General features: G+C 43.0%; 17 protein-coding genes. 10 read left to right on the top strand and 7 right to left on the bottom strand.

The window, feature by feature from the left end:
* Positions 1–216 precede the first annotated feature (216 nt).
* Positions 217–1605 carry a DEAD/DEAH box helicase gene (locus tag L884_RS0113710; RefSeq protein ID WP_028768030.1) on the top strand — a complete coding sequence of 463 codons (1389 nt, stop codon included), beginning with the start codon at positions 217–219 and terminating at the stop codon, positions 1603–1605.
* 188 nt (positions 1606–1793) lie between these two features.
* On the top strand, positions 1794–2957 hold the full coding sequence (locus tag L884_RS0113705; RefSeq protein WP_028768029.1) for a tetratricopeptide repeat protein: 1164 nt from the start codon (positions 1794–1796) through the stop codon (positions 2955–2957).
* A gap of 41 nt (positions 2958–2998) precedes the next feature.
* Here the strand turns inward: L884_RS0113705 and L884_RS0113700 are convergent, their stop codons facing one another.
* Complete coding sequence (locus L884_RS0113700; protein ID WP_028768028.1) at positions 2999–4321, bottom strand: M20 metallopeptidase family protein; 1323 nt, start codon at positions 4319–4321, stop codon at positions 2999–3001.
* A 354-nt stretch (positions 4322–4675) separates the two neighbouring features.
* Between L884_RS0113700 and L884_RS0113695 the strand changes: the two genes are divergently transcribed.
* The gene (locus L884_RS0113695) at positions 4676–6964 is read left to right on the top strand and encodes a TonB-dependent hemoglobin/transferrin/lactoferrin family receptor (protein ID WP_028768027.1); all 2289 of its coding nucleotides are present in this window, start codon (positions 4676–4678) and stop codon (positions 6962–6964) included.
* 102 nt (positions 6965–7066) lie between these two features.
* Here the strand turns inward: L884_RS0113695 and L884_RS0113690 are convergent, their stop codons facing one another.
* From L884_RS0113690 to L884_RS22100, 3 genes are all read right to left on the bottom strand, one after another.
* Positions 7067–9499, bottom strand: a complete 2433-nt coding sequence (locus L884_RS0113690) for a TonB-dependent receptor (protein WP_028768026.1) — start codon at positions 9497–9499, stop codon at positions 7067–7069.
* A gap of 213 nt (positions 9500–9712) precedes the next feature.
* Positions 9713–10180: a hypothetical protein gene (locus tag L884_RS0113685; protein WP_028768025.1), complete on the bottom strand. Its 468-nt coding sequence runs from the start codon at positions 10178–10180 to the stop codon at positions 9713–9715.
* A gap of 51 nt (positions 10181–10231) precedes the next feature.
* Positions 10232–11032: a choice-of-anchor H family protein gene (locus tag L884_RS22100; RefSeq protein WP_425423494.1), complete on the bottom strand. Its 801-nt coding sequence runs from the start codon at positions 11030–11032 to the stop codon at positions 10232–10234.
* A gap of 444 nt (positions 11033–11476) precedes the next feature.
* Here L884_RS22100 and L884_RS0113675 point away from each other — a divergent pair, with 444 nt between their 5' ends.
* From L884_RS0113675 to L884_RS0113655, 5 genes are all read left to right on the top strand, one after another.
* Positions 11477–11869, top strand: a complete 393-nt coding sequence (locus tag L884_RS0113675; RefSeq protein ID WP_028768024.1) for a VOC family protein — start codon at positions 11477–11479, stop codon at positions 11867–11869.
* Between the two features lie 297 nt (positions 11870–12166).
* Entirely contained in the window at positions 12167–12484 is a 318-nt protein-coding gene (locus L884_RS0113670; protein WP_028768023.1) for a PepSY domain-containing protein, read from the top strand.
* Between the two features lie 57 nt (positions 12485–12541).
* Positions 12542–13228, top strand: a complete 687-nt coding sequence (locus tag L884_RS0113665) for a response regulator transcription factor (protein ID WP_028768022.1) — start codon at positions 12542–12544, stop codon at positions 13226–13228.
* Between the two features lie 3 nt (positions 13229–13231).
* Positions 13232–14776, top strand: coding sequence for an ATP-binding protein (locus tag L884_RS0113660; RefSeq protein WP_028768021.1), 1545 nt, complete (start codon positions 13232–13234; stop codon positions 14774–14776).
* A gap of 150 nt (positions 14777–14926) precedes the next feature.
* Complete coding sequence (locus L884_RS0113655) at positions 14927–16138, top strand: DUF3300 domain-containing protein (protein ID WP_028768020.1); 1212 nt, start codon at positions 14927–14929, stop codon at positions 16136–16138.
* Positions 16139–16206: 68 nt separating this feature from the next.
* On the opposite strand, the gene L884_RS0113650 is transcribed toward L884_RS0113655, so the two are convergent.
* Entirely contained in the window at positions 16207–17598 is a 1392-nt protein-coding gene (locus L884_RS0113650) for a leucine-rich repeat-containing protein kinase family protein (RefSeq protein WP_028768019.1), read from the bottom strand.
* A gap of 225 nt (positions 17599–17823) precedes the next feature.
* Between L884_RS0113650 and L884_RS22095 the strand changes: the two genes are divergently transcribed.
* Positions 17824–19176 carry an ABC1 kinase family protein gene (locus L884_RS22095; protein ID WP_051435633.1) on the top strand — a complete coding sequence of 451 codons (1353 nt, stop codon included), beginning with the start codon at positions 17824–17826 and terminating at the stop codon, positions 19174–19176.
* A 37-nt stretch (positions 19177–19213) separates the two neighbouring features.
* Here L884_RS22095 and L884_RS0113640 read toward each other — a convergent pair whose 3' ends face one another.
* Positions 19214–19945: a DUF599 domain-containing protein gene (locus L884_RS0113640; protein WP_028768018.1), complete on the bottom strand. Its 732-nt coding sequence runs from the start codon at positions 19943–19945 to the stop codon at positions 19214–19216.
* Between the two features lie 103 nt (positions 19946–20048).
* Positions 20049–20213 (bottom strand): pleiotropic regulatory protein RsmS, encoded by a 165-nt coding sequence (rsmS, locus tag L884_RS22090; RefSeq protein ID WP_037410964.1) that lies wholly within the window; start codon positions 20211–20213, stop codon positions 20049–20051.
* A gap of 234 nt (positions 20214–20447) precedes the next feature.
* Between rsmS and L884_RS0113630 the strand changes: the two genes are divergently transcribed.
* Positions 20448–20675 carry a hypothetical protein gene (locus tag L884_RS0113630; protein WP_028768017.1) on the top strand — a complete coding sequence of 76 codons (228 nt, stop codon included), beginning with the start codon at positions 20448–20450 and terminating at the stop codon, positions 20673–20675.
* Positions 20676–20711: the final 36 nt, after the last annotated feature.

The following is a 20711-nucleotide window of genomic DNA, read 5'->3' as shown; positions in this document are numbered from 1 at the left end:
AAGAGCTGGCTCCTTGTCAGCTCTTTGTTAACTAGCTTGGGCAAAATCATCGTTTAAGAGTACGTACAGAACTTGGCAATACAACATCACTAAAGCGCGATTGGCAACATGCTGTTATAATGGCAAACAGCAACACAGTTATCAGCGTTTATCTGCCTCAACCCGCGCAAAACCGATAACTGCAATAGATAATTCTGATACCTAATCGAGACTCGCATGCCGTTTTCTAAGCTTGGATTAAGCACTCCAATTGTTAAAGCCGTAACAGAGCAAGGCTACACTAGCCCAACACCTATTCAGGCAAAAACAATCCCTGTTATTTTAAGTCAACGTAACCTGATTGCTGCCGCGCAAACCGGTACAGGTAAGACTGCAAGCTTTGTACTGCCAATCCTAGAGATGCTCAGTAACAGCGAGACTCAACGCAAAAAGCGCATTCGTGCACTGATTTTAACGCCGACTCGTGAACTTGCGGTGCAAGTTGAAGATAACATTAGCCAATATGGTAAGTATCTTAACCTGACTTCAATGGCCATGTATGGTGGTGTGGATTCAAAGCCACAGCGTGAGCGTTTAATTGAAGGTGTTGATATTCTCGTTGCCACGCCAGGTCGTTTGCTGGATATGTATACCCAGCGCGCAATTCATTTCGATGAACTAGAAATTTTAGTACTTGATGAAGCAGACAGAATGCTAGACATGGGCTTTATTGAAGACATCAATAAGATCATCGATAAGCTACCTGTTGATAGACAAAGTTTACTGTTTTCAGCCACCCTTTCACGCCAAGTTAAAGAGTTAGCGCGAGCAACTATCACTCGCCCAATTGAAATTTCAGTGACCCATAACACTGACAATAAACCTAAAATTGAGCAGTGGTTAGTGACCGTTGATAAAGATAAAAAATCAGCACTACTTAGTCATTTGATCCAAGAAAATAATTGGCAACAGGCGCTTATTTTTATTGAGACTAAACAAGGCGCCGCCAAACTGGTTAGCCAGCTTGAAAAACGCGGTATTACGGCTGAATGTATTCACGGCGGCCGTAGCCAAGAAGTACGTGAGCAAATTCTTGCCAACTTTAAGTCAGGCAAAATAGGCCTGCTTATCGCCACAGGTATTGCCGCGCGCGGCTTAGATATTGATGAATTACCGTTAGTGATTAACTACGACTTGCCATACCCTGCCGATGAATATATTCATCGCATTGGTCGAACAGGTCGTGCGGGCGCTAACGGTGAAGCGGTTACCCTGTTATCAAAAGATGACTTTAAAAACCTATGTATGATTGAAAGCCGCTTAGGTCATTTAATTGAGCGTCGCGAAGTTGAAGGCTTTGCGCCACGTAAAGCTGTGCCAATTTCAATCTTAAACTATAAGCCTAAAAACAAACCGGCTGCGAGCAGTGATAAAAAGCCTAGTCCTGAACGAGCAAAACCGGCACGCGATAATAAACCTAAGCAGCGCAGTAACGAGGGGCGAGATGACCGCCGAAATGCCAAAGGCACTAGCTCAGACAATCAGTCAGCACCTAGAGCTAAAACCCCAAATAAACCATTACCGCAAGATCCATGGGCTTTTTCAAAGTCTAAGCTAAACAAGTAAGTTAACTCTGTCACTTGTCTATTCGTTCTGGCATTACATGCCAGAACGAAAACCACTTGCTCGCAATCTTTTACTCCTCTAACTAATTCCCTAAGCTAACTCTCTCACCTAGCCCCCTAAGCTTCCAATTAAGCACTACCTTATTTATTTGAGTTGTTTATACTTAACTCAAACAAAAAAGGAACTTTATGTTTATATCTATCAAAAACTTAATAAATAAATCGCCAAAAACCTTTCTGCTGGCATTAGTGGCAAGCCTATTACTTATCACTGTTGTTATAGCAGTTTCATTTTATAAAAAACCAACGCTTGCTGACGGCAGCATCATTATCTTGCCGGTTGTGCAAACCAAGCCAAGCAATGAATTAGATTGGCAGTCTTATACACGCATGGAGCAAGTGATCAATCAGCTAGGGACATCTGCAAACTCACCTGTGCTACTTGCAGAAGATGTCATCGCTTTACTGGCTCAAACGTCCAACTTTATTGGTGATCAACAACCGCTAAATCTAACTCGCTTATTTGCTGTTTCCAACGCGGCCTTAATAGTTGAGACTTCCCTTACAACGGTGCCCAACTTACATCTCAATTATCGCCTTATCAGTCAAAACCAAATTGACCTAGGAGTGTTGCAAGCTGATTCGATTGAGCAGCTCCAAGCCAAGCTAATTACACTAATAAAGCAATCAACCAGTAACCAATTTAACCAAACTACCGACCGAAACTGGTTTACAAAAGCTCTGGTTCAATCACTGAAAGCGATCCAATATAATCACACTGATGTTGCTGAAACAAAGTTAAAAACGCTATTAAACACAGCTCCCAATAACATTGTCGCCAGCCGGTTATTGGCACAAATAGAGCTGAAGGATCAGCGGCTAGAGCAAGCATCAAAGCGCCTGGAGCAAGCAGCTGAGCAAGCAGAACCAAATCATCTTCGTCAGCTTGCGAGAGTTAAGTTTATTGAGGCGCAAGTTAAACTCGAAGACAACCAGTTAGAGCTCGCGTTAAGTTTGTTGTCTCAAGCAAGGAGCTTTGCAGCCAAAAGTCAGGACTGGTTATATTTGGGCTATATCGCAAATTGGTCAGGACATATTAACCAGCGTTTAAATCGATATGCTCAAGCGCGAACTCAATATCAATTTGCGATAGATTATTTAAAAAAGTCAGGCTCAGCTGCGGATCAAGTTAGCGCATTAAACAAGCTTGCAGAGCTTGAATTTATTGATCATAACTACCGACAAGCCTACGCAGCAGTAAGCCAGTCAGTTGTTATTGTTAACCAAAAAAAGCTCACTCACCTTGATCAACAGACCTTTGCGTTATTATCTAAAATTGAAAACAAACGCTAATGGCTCAACAACCGCAAATGCCATCGCGCTTGAGTAAGTTCCTATTGGTTAAACAAGTCTATAGCCGATCGACTCATGGCTCTGACACCTGTTTGAATTGTAGCGGGGTAATCTGGCGCAAATTGGCTGGAGTGTAGCGACGGTAATGACGCTCCGGTTTCAATGCTATGTTGGTACTCGCTCGGTGGCACAGCGCCTAACCAAAACAGACTGATGGGCCGTTTTTCAGCAGTCAAACCATATAGACCAAAGTCTTCTCCAGCCATAACCGCATCAGCTTGCACTACATTGTCAGTGCCTATCTCTGCGCGGATACTTGCTTGCACTTTGTTAGTTAATTCTGGGTCGTTATAGGTTGACGGGATACGTTCATCTTCATGTACATACACTTCAGGATAACGCGCTTCATCCAGCCCAGCGCTAATGGCTATGCCCTTGGTTAAACGTTTGATGGCGGCAATTTGGGCAAGACGCACATCAGGGTTGTAGGAACGTAACGTTAGCTGTAATTTCACCTCGTTAGAAATAATATTATGCTTTGAACCACCATGGATCGAACCAACAGTAATCACACTTGGCTCTAACGGTGATAATTCGCGGCTAGTAATTGTTTGCAGCGCTAACACTATACGCGACGCCAACACGATCGGATCTTTAGTTAAATGTGGGTAAGCACCGTGGCCGCCCTCACCTTTTACAGTAATATCAACCGAATCCACATTAGCTAACGCATAACCCGGCGTTATTCCAACTTTTCCTGCAGGGATTGAAGCACTGACATGTAGGCCAAGCACATAATCTGGTGTGGCAAAGTCAGAAAACAATCCCTGTTTTAACATGGCTTTCGCGCCGCCGCCCACTTCTTCAGCAGGTTGCGCCACCATCATTAATGTACCTTGCCAGTTATCTTTTTGTGCCACGAGTTGCTGCGCCGTACCAATCAGACTCGTCATATGGATGTCGTGACCACAACCATGCATTACGCCCACCTCTTGGTTATTAGCATTTAACACTTTAACCTTTGAGGCATAAGGTTTACCTGTTTGCTCTGTAATTGGTAGTGCATCCATATCTGCGCGGATCATCACTACTGGGCCAGCGCCATTTTTAAGTAGCCCTACCACGCCATAACCACCGACTTTTTCTGTCACATCAAAACCTAACTTGCTGAGCTCTTTAGCCATACGTGCACTGGTTGCTTGCTCTTGATAAGACAGTTCTGGGTGCTGATGTAAATGGGTATATAGGGCTTCAAGTTGTGGCATGTTTTCGGCTGTCGACTCAGCTAAATCTGTCGCAAAACATGACACGCTTAACGAGCAGCTAATTAACAATGCCAGGGAGGTGATTATCGGTGTTTTCATCTTAAATGCCTCTAAAAATCTATAGCGAACAGTATTTTGCTATCTAAGCTAACACAGCACATCGCGTTGTAAATGACTTGTTGTTTTTTAAGGGAGCGAAATTCTCTACCGCTATTAGCCATAAGATACATCTGGATACATAAGTGGGATATTTGTGTATTTGTGAGCAAATAAAATTCGTTCGTAGCCGACGCTAAATACAGAAGTGTGATCTGCTTTCAAAATTTGTTTTTTAGTCTGCCAAACCCTAAAAATAGCCGCGTTCAAGGCGAGATCCTACCTCAATAAGGGTATAAGATAGCGCGCGTTTAAAAAGAGAATAATTCTCATTTGGTTAATAAGTTAAGGTGCTTAATGAACAAGCTCAAAGTTAGTGTACTGGCGATTGCCGTAAGTACAGCGCTCAATGCTCAGGCTCAAGAGGCCAAGGTAGATGCTCAATCAAACCAGCAAGCCGATGCCAAAGTGCAGGAGGTGATTGTTATTTCAGGTTCGCGTATGGAACAAGAAATTGAACAAGTTGCTGGCTCAATCATGGTGATTGATGAAGACGCCATTGAAAAAAGCATGAGTAATGACTTTGGTAGCTTATTCAGAAATGAATCTGCAGTTGCCGTAAAAGGCGGTGCAGGTAAACCGACTTCTGTGACCATTCGCGGGATTGGCGGCAACCGAGTCATGATGGTTAAAGACGGCGTGCGCGTTAACAACCAATACGCTTCACCACTTGGCCCAGGTGCTGAAGGTACCGGCCGTGGTTTAACTGAAGTACAAAGCTTAAAGCAAGTTGAAGTAGTAAAAGCAGCGGCTTCAACTATGTACGGTTCAGATGCATTAGGTGGCGTAGTAGTAATGCGCACTAAAGATGCCAGCGACTACCTAATGGGCGATGACTATTACGTATCACTAAACGCGGGTTATAGCGGGATCAACAACGAATACAGCGCAGGCTTTACCAGCGCGGCAGCCTATAATGGTTTTGAAAACCTATTAACCTACCAACATCGCACAGGTGAAGAACTACCTAACTACTACGACACTCAGCCTGACAGTGATCTAGTACAAGACAGTGTGTTATTTAAAAGTAAATATCACTTCAATGACTACACCTCAGTGCAGCTAACATTGGATTACCTAGAGCAAACGCTTAAGCGCTGGGAATACGAGTTTGATGATAAGACTGGTGCACTAGATGAAAACATCGATACCGATCGTGACACCCAAGTTATCAATGGTGCATTACAACTGGTTTCAAGCAAGCCGACGCAAATGCATGACTCACTCACAGTGACCGCTTACTTTGGTAAAACTGAGCAATTAGAGCACAGAGATTACTTTGGCACCATTAAAGCTAAGCCAGAAGATCTGTATGGTCTAAATGAAATTCGCGACTATAGCTTCGAAGATGAGCGCATTGGTATCAACAGTACCTTCAGTAAATATATTGGTGGTGACAGCTATGGTCATCAGATCACCTATGGTTTGGACTATGAGTTTTCAACCATGTCTCGCCACCGTGAAGTGAATGACCCAATTACAGGTGAAACCACCACACCATTTACCTTTGCGAGCACAGACAGTCAGCGTCTAGGTATTTTTGTGCAAGACGATGTGACCCTGCTTGATGGTGATTTAAACTTGATCGCCGGTCTACGTTATGACTATTTCGATAACACGCCAGATCAGCAGCAAGCGATTGATGCAGGCAAAGATCCAGCAGATTTCCAATCTATGAGTGACAGTTTCTGGTCACCAAAATTGGGCTTAGTCTACCAATTATCTGATTCAGTGAGTGTGTATGGTCAATACGCCTACGGCTACAAGATGCCAACTCCTGACCAAAAGTGGGGTGAGCTAGAAGTTGACGCAGGCTCAATGACCGATGTACTAATCCAAGCTAACTACGATTTAGAATCGGAACAATCGCATACTTGGGAAATTGGCGTTCGCGGTAACCACAGCGACACCAACTACGAGCTAACTGCTTTCTATACTCAAGCTAAAGACTATATTGACTGGCAGTACGTGAGCTTTAAGCCACCAAGCATCTCTCCAGGCTGGCCTCCAGTAATGGTGCCAATGGAGTTCAAGTATCAGTACTACAACCGCGATGAAGTAATTTTATACGGTGCTGAAGCGCAAATTAACCATTGGCTAACTGATAGCATTGAGCTTTGGGGTAATATCTCTTACACCTATGGTGAAGATGAAAACGGCGATTACCTCAACAGTGTGAGCCCATTAAAAGGTAACGCTGGTGCTAATTGGTATACCGATATTGCCGATATGGAAGCTGACTTTGGCGCTGTTGTGCGCTGGGCCGACCATATGAGCCGCACTAACGATATTGAACTTGCTCAAGAAGATATCTGTGCCATGGGCATTTGTATTCCAAAAGAACAGTTCAACGAAGTATACGGCACCAGCGGTTATGCGGTAGTGGACTTAACCTTTGGCCTGCGCATTGACGATAACTGGAAGCTAAGAGCGGGTGTTTATAACCTGTTCGATAAAGAGTATATCGACTATGCCGACGTTGCAGGTCAGTCTGTGTTCTTACTTGGTGCAAGTATGAACCTAGACAAAGAAGACTTCACTCAACCGGGTCGCTACTTCAATGTAAGCGTGAACTACCAGTTCTAAGCTTATTGAATCGCAGTTAAAACATAAAAAATGCAGCCAAATGGCTGCATTTTTTATTCAGTTATATTGCTGTCAGCATCCTTGCTAACAGTCAACAACCATCTATAAACGATAAGTTAAGGTCAGTTTCGCATTACGCTCTTCACCCGGCATACCACCTAAGAACATAGCTTTGCTGTAATATTCTTCGTTAAATAAGTTATTAACGTTTAACTGTAGTTTCCAATCATCAACATCATAGCTAATAGCCGTATCTAACACTGTGTAGCTTGGTACATAACCATCTGGAATACCAAATGAGGTTGAGTTAGTACTGCGCTCATCAACATAATTGGCACCAAGACTGATATTAATTGGGCTTGCAAGCGAGAACCAATCTGCACCATAAGTCACCCATGCACTTGCTGTTACATAAGGCACACCTTTTTGGCGTGTATCGTAACTTGAGCGAGTCGGATCTTTCTTATCACGAGCATCTTGGTAAACGGCATTAACATTAACCATCCACTGATCACTCAGGTGCGCGTTCATATCGAACTCAACACCCGTAGTTTCTTCACTACCGTTGTAGTAGTACTTAGGCACACTAGGTCCAGAAACACCTTCATCATAATCTGGATTGTTATATTGCAAGTTAGTGCGCGAACTCTTAAAGAACACTAATGATGCCAACATTTGGTCATCGAAAGCTTTAAAGCGCATACCTAAGTCATCGCTAACTGATTCACTGTCATCTCTATCGGTATCGTTACCTGCAATACTGCCTAAAATGCTATAAGCCGTACGACCTTTAGAGTGGTTAACAAAGAACGATAGATTGTCAGTTGGCATGTAAGTCAAACCTAAGTTGTAGGTAATGCCATCATCTGTGGTATCCGCCTCAGGTGTAGGGGTTGCACGACTTGAGCTATAACGCGGATCAACACCTAAATGCTCGTAAGTCTGTTTGATTTGGTTAAACGCCACGCCAATGCGCGAGGTAAACCCGTAACCCAAATAACCCACGTGCTGCACACCAACGCCCCATGCACTAACGGTTTTATCATAATTACTGGTCAATAGTGGGTCATAATCCTCGAAGCTGCCCTCCCCCCAGTTTGGATTTCGAATGTCGTAGATATACGGCAAGCTACCTTGGTAAATTGTATTACCAGCTTTGTCTTTAATGACTTTATCTGCGTCATAAATTGAGTATTGTTTAAATGCAATGCTTCTATCTTCATAGTTGGCATTAACCAATAATTCGTTGTCGATATCACCGATTTGGAAGTCATAGCGAAGATCGGCAAAGTACTGCCAAGATGACTCATCAGCGTCTACTTTTCGATACTCTTGACGACGTGCCGCAAACGGGTAAAGCACACCATCCTCAACCAGTGGTGCACGCGGATCTGCATTAATGGCGCCACGACGATCCCAATATACATAGTTATATGCACCGGTTTGGCGAGCAAAACCAGAGGTGTAATCACGATATTGCAGTTGCTGATTCAAAAATAGATTATCGCTGAAATAGATATTATGGGTTAGCTTAAAGCGGAGTTCTTCACCTTCGTTATCTTTAGCCATTGGCGAGATAATCCCCGCATGACCAAATGCATAAGGGGTTAAACCATCGCTTGATGCCAACGAGTCTGCAAGCTGTTTGCGCTGAGCTTCTGTTAGCTGAATACCCTTGTTATTCGGATCATTAATTAAATCTTCCCACGTCACTTCACCTGCTGTTTTACCACCAACAGATTCAGCATTGAAAATACGGATAGGATGCCCAATTGAGTCTACAGCGATGGCATCTTTAATATAGGTAGCTGCAAAAGTCAGATCTTGGCTATCGTTGACCACATATTTAAGTGAGGTATAAATTTCATCTCGGTCAGTACCAATATCACGGTAACCATCGCTACGCGCCGATTTAGCCACAACACGATAAGCCAGATCATCGGTAATGGCCGCAGTGCTATCAACTTCAAGTGAGTAAGTATCCCACTGGCCGACTTCAGCAGTAAAACTGTGGTTAGACTCAAACTGTGGCTTCTTTTCAATTAAGTTAATCACACCACCAGCGCTGCCCATACCATAAAGCCCTGTCGCCGGGCCTTTAAGTACTTCAACCGACTCAACGTTGGTTAATGAGCGAGTTGGATTGAACGTATTGCCTAAGCCCGCACCACCATACATACCATCGTAAGTGTAGTTAGCGCCTAAACCACGGATCACTAAGTTATCACCAATACCATAGTTGTTACCTGCTTGAGTTACACCACTGATATTGCGCACAAGATCTTGCAGGTTAGTCACCGCCTGCGCTTGAATAAGCTCTTGATCAACCACCACAACTGCTGCTGGCGTCTCCATTAGCGACATATCTGATTTAGTCGCCAAACCTGAGTTCATCACCACCTGATTCTGGCGACCATAAACCGTAATACGCTCGACATTATCAAGTGCCTGCTCTGCTTCTTCGGCGTAAGCCATCGCTGGTAAAAATGTCGATGCGCATGCAATTGCTAACATTGAATAGCGAAAATGTTTCATCAATTAACCCCACTTTAGTATTATGCGGCAGGATGATAACGATTCTCATTAACAAAGCAACATCTGTTTCAACACTGATACATTTGCTTTTTGCTTGTAGTTGTTTTTATTTAATTTTATTTAAAATGTTTACAATGTAAATTCACAACTAGTTGTTACAAACCAACAAGATACGTGACTTAGATCACATTCAATAATAACAAGCACTCATACTTAAGACTTCACATTCAAGTAAGGAATAATTTGCGGATAAGCGCGGCAGTAATCGACTAAATGCCCCGCTAAGCGATCATAAAGATCATCTTTGATGTAGGGTTGTTCTTCACTAAAAATACGGCTATCTAACTCTGTTGGCAGTACAAAATTAGCTAAGCGATTGATGTCAGCCTCTATAGAAAGTCTGGTTTCAATACTAAAGTGTTGTGCTAACGGAAACTCAGCAGAGAGAAACGCTTTTCTTAAGAAGATCAGCATTTCATCAAAACTGTCATCCCAGTTTAAATTACTATTAGCTTGGGCCTCCCAAGCTAATAACTCTAACACTCTAATAATCTCGCCTTGTAAGCTAGTTGGAGCTGCAGAAAAAGGCACTAAATGCTCCCACATCCACAAGACCGTATCGGCATTTGTTGGCTTAATTGTAACCTGAGTGATTGGCGATATAGGGTTAGCTAATTCCATGTGTGCTACCTTGGTTATGCTCAAATCAGATGCATAATTTTTGCCCGTCACTCAAATAAGGTCAACGGCTATTTTTCTAGTGCGCCTCAACTTTAACCCGAGCAACAGCAATAACATTGTCATCAAAGGGAGCGACAAGCTGCCAGCGTGGTAGTCTTCATCAATATAGATATCATCTCTGTCACTGCTTTCTAACGGCAAAGCGTACAGACTATCGAAATCATTTGAGCTTACCGTCGCCACTATGTCGCCATAACCCACTTCATATAAATCAATCAAGACATCATAATGATCTGTGCGGTAACCCAAATCTAAGGTAGTTAATACCTCAAAGTCGTCATCGGTTGCATTGCCAAAAATAGTGAACACATCGGTAGTGTAATAATGCTCCCAAGGGCCGCCATTACGGCTCAAGTAAAGCTCCGCAAATACCTTTGCTCGCTCATTAGCGTAGTAACCTTCAACATCGGCATCAAAAGTCACACTAAAGGTTTGATAAAAGCCGTCGTAATCGTTATCGACAAATAAACGGCTATAAGCATCGTAAATATAAAAATCTCGGTAGACGCCATTAGCAAACTGCAGATTGGCATTATTTTTCTCAGCAAGCTGTTGAGTCTTTAACGCCTTATCAATATGGATTTGAATGATCTGCTCACGAGTGAGTTTTGCAGGCAGCGCCTCGTTGCCGTCAAGCTCTTTAGCTTGCAGAAGCCTTTGCTGATCAAGCTTACTGATTTGTTGCTCAGATAAAGCATTGCCATATTGAGCCGTTTGAGCACTTTGCTCACCGCTGGTAACCGTTTGCGCAACTGAGATGCTTTGCGGTTGCGAAAGCAGACTTATATCCAAATTAGCACTCGCTGGCAGAATAGTCACCATTGATAATGTTAATAAGCCAACATTCAGCGCTCGTATTAACCTGCTCTTTTGAGTACCCCTGTGGGAATTATGATTTTGTTTTGTGTTCATCTTCACCTCGAAAAACGTGCTTAATGAGGCCATTAGAGTCCACTGAGTGTGAACACAAGCTGAACGTTAAAATTGACAATCTATGAGTCAAAAATTGGAGTGAACTGGTTATATTGCTGGTACTGGTCAATAAATAAACATAAAGTATGGGAGTGAGCCATAACAAGCTTACAAACAAGGACAGAAAACTGTAGACCGTTTTCGCTCATCATATATGCAGGCAACGAGATTTAGCCTTAATGACAGCGTTAATCCTGTGTCTATAGCGTTTTCATAAAATCTCACTAAGTTAATGATTATTGACTTATTAATAAGGATATCGAGATGTTTAGCCATATAATGATTGGAACCAATGACATTGAAAGTTCAGAACGTTTTTATAACTCTGTATTAGCTGTTCTGGGTATCAACAAACCTGTACATAATATAAATGACACTGGCCATAAACGACTGTTCTATCTTCATGATGGATCGGTGTTTTGTATTACTCAACCGATAAATGATGAGCCGGCACATGCTGCTAATGGTTCAACGATAGGCTTTGCTTGTCACTCACCTGAGCAAGTCAAAGAGTTTCATACTGTTGCCGTAGCAAACGGAGCAACGAGCATTGAAACACCTCCCGGCTTACGCAACACTTCCACCGGTAACATGCATTTGTGCTATTTCTTGGATCTAGATGGCCATAAAATTTGTGGCATGTGCCGCAGCGAATAATGTGAATTTGTTTATAAGGTGTCAGCGTTGCTGTCACCTTAATTTGCGCTCTCCTTCCGACAGAAAACTAGCAAGAACCACGAGCAGATTAACGCCCTAAGATAAATAGGTTTGCTTTACGGCAGCAAACCTGACTCTTTAAGTAGACAGTCCACATTCAGCCAGCGTTCATCTAACTATGTATAAAGTCGATGATTCCTAAAGCATAGGAACGCCACCTAACTAGGCTTTGGCAGATAATGACTAATTGCATAGGATCTTTTAAACTGGCTGTATCTCAAGCCTTTGGTACCTTTAATGAAAACTGCTTTATCTATCATATTGCTCTCGCTTTCACTATTGACTGTGCAGACTGCTACAGCCAGTACAGTGCATGCTGTCACATCTATGATGGCGGCCTCAATGAAAGCGAATAGTCAGCAGCAGAAACTTAAGGTTCATAGCAAAGAGCAAGCACTGCAGCTGGCCAAGCGCCAATATCGCGGCAAAGTACTCAAGGTGCAATCTAGCCGGGTTAATGGCAACCCTGGTTATAGCGTAAAACTCCTATCCAATGACGGAGTGGTGTTTTATGTCAAAGTCGATGCCAAAACAGGTCGTGTTTCTCGCAACTAACTAAAGGTTATTGCTAACAAAGCCTTATTATCGCGCCGCACAACAAGGAGCCAGAGCATGAGATTGTTATTAGTTGAAGATGATTTAGAGCTGCAATCAAATTTAAAGCAGCACCTTATTGATGCCAATTACACAGTCGATACTGCCGATGACGGAGAAATTGGTCTGTTTCAAGGCCGCGAATATAACTACGATGCTGCGATTATAGATGTCGGTTTACCTAAGCTTGATGGTATTGCCGTTATCACGCAGTTAAGAGCACTTGAGATTGACTTTCCTATTCTTATTTTAACCGCCCGTGATAGCTGGCAAGATAAAGTTGCAGGCTTAGATGCGGGTGCTGACGACTACCTCACCAAGCCATTTCACCCACAAGAATTAGTTGCACGCTTAAAAGCTCTTATTCGCCGCTCTGCGGGCAAAGCCAGTCCAATTATTACCAATGGCCCATTTAGCCTAAACACCAGCAGCCTTGAGCTAACTAAGTCTGGACAAGCCATTAATTTAAGTGGCTCTGAATACAAGCTGTTTGAATACTTGATGCTGCATATCGGTGAAGTGAAATCAAAAACCGTACTAACAGAGCATATTTACGATCAAGATTTTGATTTAGATTCAAACGTGATAGAGGTATTTATTCGGCGTTTGCGCAAAAAACTCGACCCAGACAATCAGCTCGGCCTGATTGAAACTCTTCGTGGTCAAGGCTATCGCCTTGTCTCTCTAAGCAATCATAGCAGTTAACCAATGCATCGGATTAAGCGTTTGCCTCAACTTATGCATTCATTAAAGGCGCGCCTTATAATCAGTGCGATGCTGCTGGTATTAGTGTTATTACCCATTGTTGGAGTCACCCTAAATGATGCGTTTAAACTGCAAGTCAAAAGCGCCTCAGTCAAAGAACTCAAAGCCTATGTTTATTCGATTTTAGCGGTGACCGAAGTCGATAACCAACAGCTATTAATGCCTGAAGTACTGTTAGAAAATCAGTTCAATGTGATTCAATCCGGTTTATATGCGCTAATCACGGTTCCTGTAAAACCAAGCGCGCCTCTGGCTACTGATACAACGGATAACTTTGCGGCCAAACTTGTCGAAAATAACGCTATCGAAAGCAAGGCTGTCGAGAATCAGCCTACAACACTCGTACAGCAAACCAATCCGACAAACAACAGTGCCCGCAAAGTTGCATGGCGCTCAAACTCTCTACTTGGTATCGATTTGTCAGCTGCGATTACGACTGCGGTTCATACCGCAGCGATGTTTCCACAACCAGAAAAAGGCCAAGGCCAGTTTAGTGAGATTATGCTTAACGGTGAACCGCACTTGGTTTACGGCTTTAGTGCCAGCTTTGAAACGGAGCGGCTCAACAAACTTGGGGAGCCGCAGCTCACACGCTTTCCCTTTACCGTTTATATCATCAAAGACCAAAGCGATTATCAGCTGCAGGTAGAGGCATTTAATCAGCAGCTTTGGCGCTGGTTACTGATTTTAATGGCCGCATTACTCTCGATTCAATTATTGTGGCTATGGTGGACGTTAAAACCATTGACTCGGTTGCAACATGAATTAGCCGCTATTGAAAACGGCCAAGCTAAGCAGTTAGACGAGCACTACCCGTCCGAACTTAACGCTGTAGCAAAGCAACTGAATACCTTGCTCAATACAGAGCAAAATCAGCGTAAACGTTATCGAAATGCCTTAGCCGATCTCGCCCACAGTTTAAAAACACCTTTAGCGGTTATTCAAAGTCAAAAGGACTTAAGCCCACAGTCGTTTGAACAAGTTAACCAAATCAACCGCATTATCGGCCACCAGCTTAAACGCGCTCAGTCCGCTGCAGGTTCAGCGTGGCACTTGGGCGTTGCTGTGGTTGATGTGTCAGACAAGCTGGTTCGTAACCTGCCAAAAATATACTGCCAGCCAAGGATAACCATCACTGAGGATGTTGATAGAAATGCGGTTTTCAAAGGTGATGCGAGCGACTTAACCGAGATCCTTGGCAACCTGTTAGATAACGCCTGTAAAGCGGCAAACGCCCAAGTGTTGCTTCAGGTAAAAACACAGCAGGCTCAGCTTATTATTACCATTGAAGATGACGGCATGGGAATAGACGAAGCACTGCATACACAAATATTTGAACGTGGCACTCGTGCCGACACTTATCAGCAAGGTCACGGCATAGGTCTGGCGATTGTGCGCGACTTAGTTGATAGCTATCAAGGCCAACTAACTGTTAGCCGCTCAACAGCGCTCGGCGGTGCTAAGTTTCAGCTTATCTTTACGGTTTAATACTGGTAGCCATTGGTATAAGAGTAGCTCTACTCAGAACATTTTTGGCAAACTCATTGGTATCACTTTCGTGTCACTTTAGGCTTTCAGCTTCTGTTCATATTGGCCTTTTTATACTGCTGCTAACGTATAAAAAGGTCGGGAGTTCACATGAACACACTCAAAAAATGGTGTTACCTGTCACTTGTTATCGCTATGCCTTTGATAATGCCAGTGACTACCGTCAACGCCGAGCAAAACCAGCTTGAGCAAACTCAATATAGTGAGGGACAACTTGCACAGATGCTGGCACCGATCGCCCTTTATCCCGATAGTTTACTCACTCATATTTTGATTGCCTCAACCTACCCACTTGAAGTGGTTCAAGCACATCGTTGGCAACAATCGAAGCAACACTTATCGACTCAAAAACAAATCGATAAAGCGCAGAATAAAGATTGGGACCCAAGTGTAGTGGCGCTAATTGCGTTTCCAAATGTATTGCAAAAGCTCAGTGAAGATCTTGATTGGACCCAATCATTGGGTGACGCTTTTTTACAAGATGAAGCTCAGGTGCTAGCCAGTATTCAAATGCTGAGACAAGAGGCTGACAATGCTAATAGCCTTGAGCAGATGGAAAATATGCAAGTCACGCGCGTGAGTAATCAGATCATTATTGAGCCAGTGAAAAAAGAGATAGTTTACGTGCCCTACTATGATCCGAGAACCGTTTACGGCTATTGGCGTTGGTACCGATACCCACCGATATATTGGGCGGTTTACCCTGGATATGTCAGACCTAGTTATGGCCATTTTTATTGGCGTGCAGGTGTGCACATTAGCTTCAACTATTACTTTAGTGCGTTCCATTGGCATAAGCGTCATGTGGTTGTAGTGCATCACCATAACTCACATAAATACCGTCACCGCGGCCGTATTGTCACTAGTCACGGCGCAAAGCGCTGGGCACATAAACCACAGCATAGACGCGGCGTAGCGTACAGCAGTGGTGCTTTAAGACATAAATACAAAAGCCATCATCCTATCCGCGTATCAAACAAGGCTATCAGTCCCATTACGCGAGATAAAGTGCAGCATAAACGTGAGCAGCAGTTACGTAGCAAGCTGCATGCAAATACTAGGCTAAAGCAAAAGTCATATAAGCAATCACACAACACACAATTTAACCAGCACAACAAGATGTCGCGAGTAAATAAAACACATAAGGTTCAGCAGCATAAAACACCTTATAAAGCAGCTAAAACACATAGGCAGGAGCATAGAGCGACACATACACAAAAACATAAAAGCACTCATAAACAGACTCACAGGCCAAGACCGGTTCCCCGCAGCCACAACCAAGCCAAAATGAGCAAAGATTGATATGTTTCATCCATAAAAAAATGCCGCTAATTGTCGTTAGCGGCATTTTTTATCAAGCTAAATAGCACTTAAATAGCGAGTGCTGCTTCAGAGGTTAACTGACAAATATATTGCTTTATTAACAGTTCGATTTCTGCAAAGCGCGGGCGCAACGCCACATTAGCTTGTACACAATCGGCAGCTAATGCATTCAATTTTGCGAGTATTGCTGTTTGCTCAGCTGGCAAGTCCAGCACTTTTTCACTGGTTACTAAGCAGTTTTGAATGAGATCTTCGATAAAACAACCTAACGCGCTAACCTCTATACTTTCCATCGCCTCTCTTTGTAATTGCGGCAACAAACTCAAATTAGTCGCAGCACCAAAATCACCAAATAACAGATCGGCTTCAGCGTTATACATAGTGTTATGGGCATAGATATCACCATGGCTGACTTGGTTCTGATGTAAATGTTTCAGGCCTGATGCCATCTGCGCAGCCATATTTAAAATTGTTAGCAGCTCAAGCTGAGTTTCAGGTAAAAAAGTATCTCTGGTACAAGTTTGTAATGATGGCGGTAAGCCTAAATTTTGATATTGATGAGGAATAAGCTCCATCACTAACGCTGCTTTATCGGCTTCATTAATTTGGGCAATAACTTTAATTAGGTTTGGATGTTGCCCAGCCTGTAAACAGTTAATGAGTTCGTTTTCAGGGAAACCATCACTGGTAACCTCACCTTTAAACACTTTAACGGCAATGTCATGGCTAGAACCGGCTAACTCAGCGGGTTGATGCAACCATTTAGCTCGATAAATCACCCCAGAAGCACCTTGACCTATTACCTGCTGTAGTTCAATGGCTTCAAAACTCACAGTTGGCACCCTTGTATGAGTGTCAATCGTTGCCGCCTCTTTAGCTGCTGCAATTGGGTTACCGTCAATCGCCAACCAGCTAAGCTTAGGCAATTGAAATAGCCAATCAGGCAAGGCTGTCATCGCGTTCGCTGACAAGCGAGCTAAACCTAACTGCTTACAATTTGCCATGCTATCCGGTAACGATGTTAGCTTATTACCTGCAAGCGCAAGCTTTTGTAATCGATACAGGCGTCCCATGTCTTCGGGTAATGACTCAATTTGATTATCTGTCAAAATAAGCCAACGGGTTTGCTCTGGTAATGACTGCTCCGGCACTGATGTTAGCTTATTAGATTTAAAGCTAATCATTTCAAGCTTAGGGCAGCGAGCCAGTACCGACGGCACTGAATCAAAGTTATTATTAGTTAAAAACAGTATTTTTAACTGTGTTAATTGGTCTAAGTTATCAGGCAGTTCACTTAGGTTATTGTCAGATAAGTCGAGAACTTCAAGGCTATCAGCCAAGTTAAAAATGGCTTGAGGAAACTCGGTTAAACCTGCTGCAATTTGTAGGCGCTTACAGCCTTGTAATTGTCCCGACATTAACTGCTCAATAGTGTGCAAAACTCAAACCTTATCCGTATCTAAAAATAGCCGGCAATACTATAGGATAAACAGCACCACACCAAGAACCAATTAATCTATAACCCAAAACAAATCTTATTTAATACCGATTTTGCTAAGTGCTCTTATGCCTACTTTGCTTGATCTTTATTAATTTTGTCGCGTATTGATAACTGTCATTAAATAAAACATAGTCAGTAACTTGGTTTCATATGAGGTTATAAAATGAAAAGCTCCCAAACAGCAAAAGTACCAGCTAGCCGCCTGTCGCGATTATCTTCTTTGGGCGGTTTGGCCTCTCGCGTTGCCGGAAATGTACTGTTTGAAGGCGCTAAGAAGCTTAGCCAAGGCCAGTCGCCAAAGTTACAAGAGCTGGTGCTAACGCCGAAGAATATCACCCAGGTTGCTGAGAAACTGTCGCAAATGCGTGGCGCTGCCATGAAGGTTGGCCAAATGTTGTCGATGGACTCTGGTGAACTAATGCCAAAAGAGTTGAGTGAGCTTTTATCTAAGCTGCGCTCAGAAGCTAAAGTGATGCCACACAAGCAGCTTATTGAAATTTTGCAGCGAAATTGGGGAGCAGATTGGTTAACGCCTTTTGCCCACTTTGAACTGCGCCCTTTTGCAGCCGCTTCCATTGGTCAGGTACATCAGGCGACCTTAGCGGATGGCAAAAAGTTAGCGGTAAAAATCCAATACCCAGGGATCCGTGACAGCATAGATAGTGATATTGATAATGTCGCCTCTCTGCTCCGCTTGTCGGGCTTAGTTCCGCAAAACGTGCAATTTGATAACCTGTTAAATGAAGCTAAAAAACAGCTTCACAGTGAAGCCGACTATCAAATCGAGCTAGCGATGCTAAACCGCTATCGTGCATTGCTTAACGATGACACCGATTTTACTATCCCGGCCCCCATCGCAAACTTATGTACCAGCGACATCCTAGTGATGGACTACATTGATGGTGCCAGTATCGAATCGGTCGCCAATGAGCAACAAACGATCCGCGATAGTGTTGCCAGTCAATTACTCAGGCTATTTTTCAGGGAGTTATTTGAATTTGGATTAATGCAAACTGACCCTAATTTTGCCAACTTTCAATATCAATCAGATAAACAGAAAATTGTATTATTAGATTTTGGTGCCACACGGAAGATCCCAACCCATTTATCTAAGCAGTACTTATTACTGATGTGTGCAGCCAAAGATAATGACCGTGCAGCGATGGCCAGTGCCGCAGAGAAAATAGGCTTTTTTAGAGCGGCTATTGATGAGCAACAAAAATCGCTGATCTTAGATATTTTCTATCAGGCTTGTGAGCCATTGCGCGCAGAGCAAGCCTATGACTTTGGTGCTAGCGACTTAGCTCAACGCATTAAAGCTGCAGGTATGGCAATTAGCTCAAACGCTGACAAGTGGCATACACCACCAGCTGATGCCATTTTCATTCACCGTAAACTCGCAGGCATGTATCTATTGGCATCAAGACTTGATGCCAAAATTGATGTTAATGCCATCTTTAACGTTATGCGCAATAAAGCTTGCCCTGCAGAAACAGCCACAGAGCAAGCGTTATAAAACAGGAGTTTCTTAGCCACGCTAGGCAAAGAAAGAGTTAACTGTATTTGTCAGCCCTTTCTTGCTTAAGTAGCTCTTGGCCTTTGGTGATCGCAATCACGGCTTTAGACTTAAACTCTCGTCGATATAGCGTGATCACCACGAAAATACTCGCAGCAATAAAAGCGATAGGATGAAAGAACCAACATAAAGCCGCCATTGAGAAGTAGTAAGAGCGCAAACCGTAGTTATAAGAGTGAGTCGCTTGATCTTGCACCGTTGCCATCTGTTTAGCATAGCGACGTAAATTTTCGTTTTTGCCATCTTTATCAACTGGTGCCGCGCCAACCATAACATTTAAAAAACCGTACTGGCGCATCGACCAAGTAAACTGAAAAAACGCCATAATAAAAATAAACGTCAGCATGCCCAGCTTGACCTGTACTAATGCATGATTAGGTTCAGCAGCAAATGGAATACTGGCAATAACCGCCTCTAAGCGTTCAACTTGAGCAAATAGCGTTAACACACCGGCTAATACAAGTAGTGTTGTGGATGCAAAAAAAGCAATATTACGTTCAAGGTTAGCCAGTAATGCAGCCTCCCCCACTCTAACCTCTCGACCAATAAGTTCATGCATCCAGTGAATACGGTGCTGATGCAAGCAGCGCGCGATGCAATTGGTCGTTTTAGCCTTATGCTTGGCAAAATAGGTATAACCCACCCAACTGACAATAAAACAAAAAGGTGCAACAAGATCGAGTAACGAAATAGTCGTCGAAGATTCCATTATAAAAAACCGTATTAAATAGCGCTATAATGCTGACAAACTGTAGCTGTAATGACTTAAATCATAAATTGCAGCTGTCAATTAATTGAAGTGATAGTAAATATTATGATCCGCACTTAGCTTGTAAGTCCTGCTTAACAATTTCTAACGCCGCTAACGCAACTTCGGGATCGATATTATTGCTCTCTAAAAGAAAGATCAGATCAACAGCCAACTGCACCTCTTTAGTCGCGTTAGCTAATCCACTAACAGGTAACTCTTCACTCATTTATGTACTCTCTTGCCCGTGACAAACCAACCCAAAATAACAATGCGCTAGTATACTCAGTCCGTTTATACGCCTCAAATAACAAACACCATATCCGACCTTTGTTTTTGTTTAATCAAAATATGCCGATTTAGCACTGACTAAAGCTTTATTACAGTGAAAAGCCTAGATATACTCAGCCTATTAGCGCACAAATATCCTTGTGCATAGCAAACACAAAGGCACAAAAAATCTATGGCAAAAATGGATTTCTCGGTGATCAATGACACCACAGCAAAATCTTTTATCGAACAAAAAAACCTTATCAAAAGAGTCTTTAAAGGTAATACCGTTCTCTGCCCTGTGTGCAACCAAGCACTATCTATGAAGCTACCTGTAAAAGGCCAAGAAGACAGCGTTGCGGGTATTTGCTGTAAAAAAGGCTGTACCGATATCGAACTTGATATGGAGTTAGTGCTGTAACTTGCACTGAGGTTTGATCATCTAGTAGTGTAAAAA

Origin of the sequence: Shewanella fidelis ATCC BAA-318, from assembly GCF_000518605.1 — a bacterium.
Lineage (GTDB): Bacteria > Pseudomonadota > Gammaproteobacteria > Enterobacterales > Shewanellaceae > Shewanella > Shewanella fidelis.
This window is presented reverse-complemented; position numbering and strand designations above follow the sequence as displayed.

Coding starts and splice junctions, on each gene's coding strand:
- L884_RS0113710 (WP_028768030.1), top strand. CDS start 217: ATGCCGTTTTCTAAGCTTGGATTAAGCACTCCAATTGTTAAAGCCGTA.
- L884_RS0113705 (WP_028768029.1), top strand. CDS start 1,794: ATGTTTATATCTATCAAAAACTTAATAAATAAATCGCCAAAAACCTTT.
- L884_RS0113700 (WP_028768028.1), bottom strand. CDS start 4,321: ATGAAAACACCGATAATCACCTCCCTGGCATTGTTAATTAGCTGCTCG.
- L884_RS0113695 (WP_028768027.1), top strand. CDS start 4,676: ATGAACAAGCTCAAAGTTAGTGTACTGGCGATTGCCGTAAGTACAGCG.
- L884_RS0113690 (WP_028768026.1), bottom strand. CDS start 9,499: ATGAAACATTTTCGCTATTCAATGTTAGCAATTGCATGCGCATCGACA.
- L884_RS0113685 (WP_028768025.1), bottom strand. CDS start 10,180: ATGGAATTAGCTAACCCTATATCGCCAATCACTCAGGTTACAATTAAG.
- L884_RS0113675 (WP_028768024.1), top strand. CDS start 11,477: ATGTTTAGCCATATAATGATTGGAACCAATGACATTGAAAGTTCAGAA.
- L884_RS0113670 (WP_028768023.1), top strand. CDS start 12,167: ATGAAAACTGCTTTATCTATCATATTGCTCTCGCTTTCACTATTGACT.
- L884_RS0113665 (WP_028768022.1), top strand. CDS start 12,542: ATGAGATTGTTATTAGTTGAAGATGATTTAGAGCTGCAATCAAATTTA.
- L884_RS0113660 (WP_028768021.1), top strand. CDS start 13,232: ATGCATCGGATTAAGCGTTTGCCTCAACTTATGCATTCATTAAAGGCG.
- L884_RS0113655 (WP_028768020.1), top strand. CDS start 14,927: ATGAACACACTCAAAAAATGGTGTTACCTGTCACTTGTTATCGCTATG.
- L884_RS22095 (WP_051435633.1), top strand. CDS start 17,824: ATGAAAAGCTCCCAAACAGCAAAAGTACCAGCTAGCCGCCTGTCGCGA.
- L884_RS0113640 (WP_028768018.1), bottom strand. CDS start 19,945: ATGGAATCTTCGACGACTATTTCGTTACTCGATCTTGTTGCACCTTTT.
- rsmS (WP_037410964.1), bottom strand. CDS start 20,213: ATGAGTGAAGAGTTACCTGTTAGTGGATTAGCTAACGCGACTAAAGAG.
- L884_RS0113630 (WP_028768017.1), top strand. CDS start 20,448: ATGGCAAAAATGGATTTCTCGGTGATCAATGACACCACAGCAAAATCT.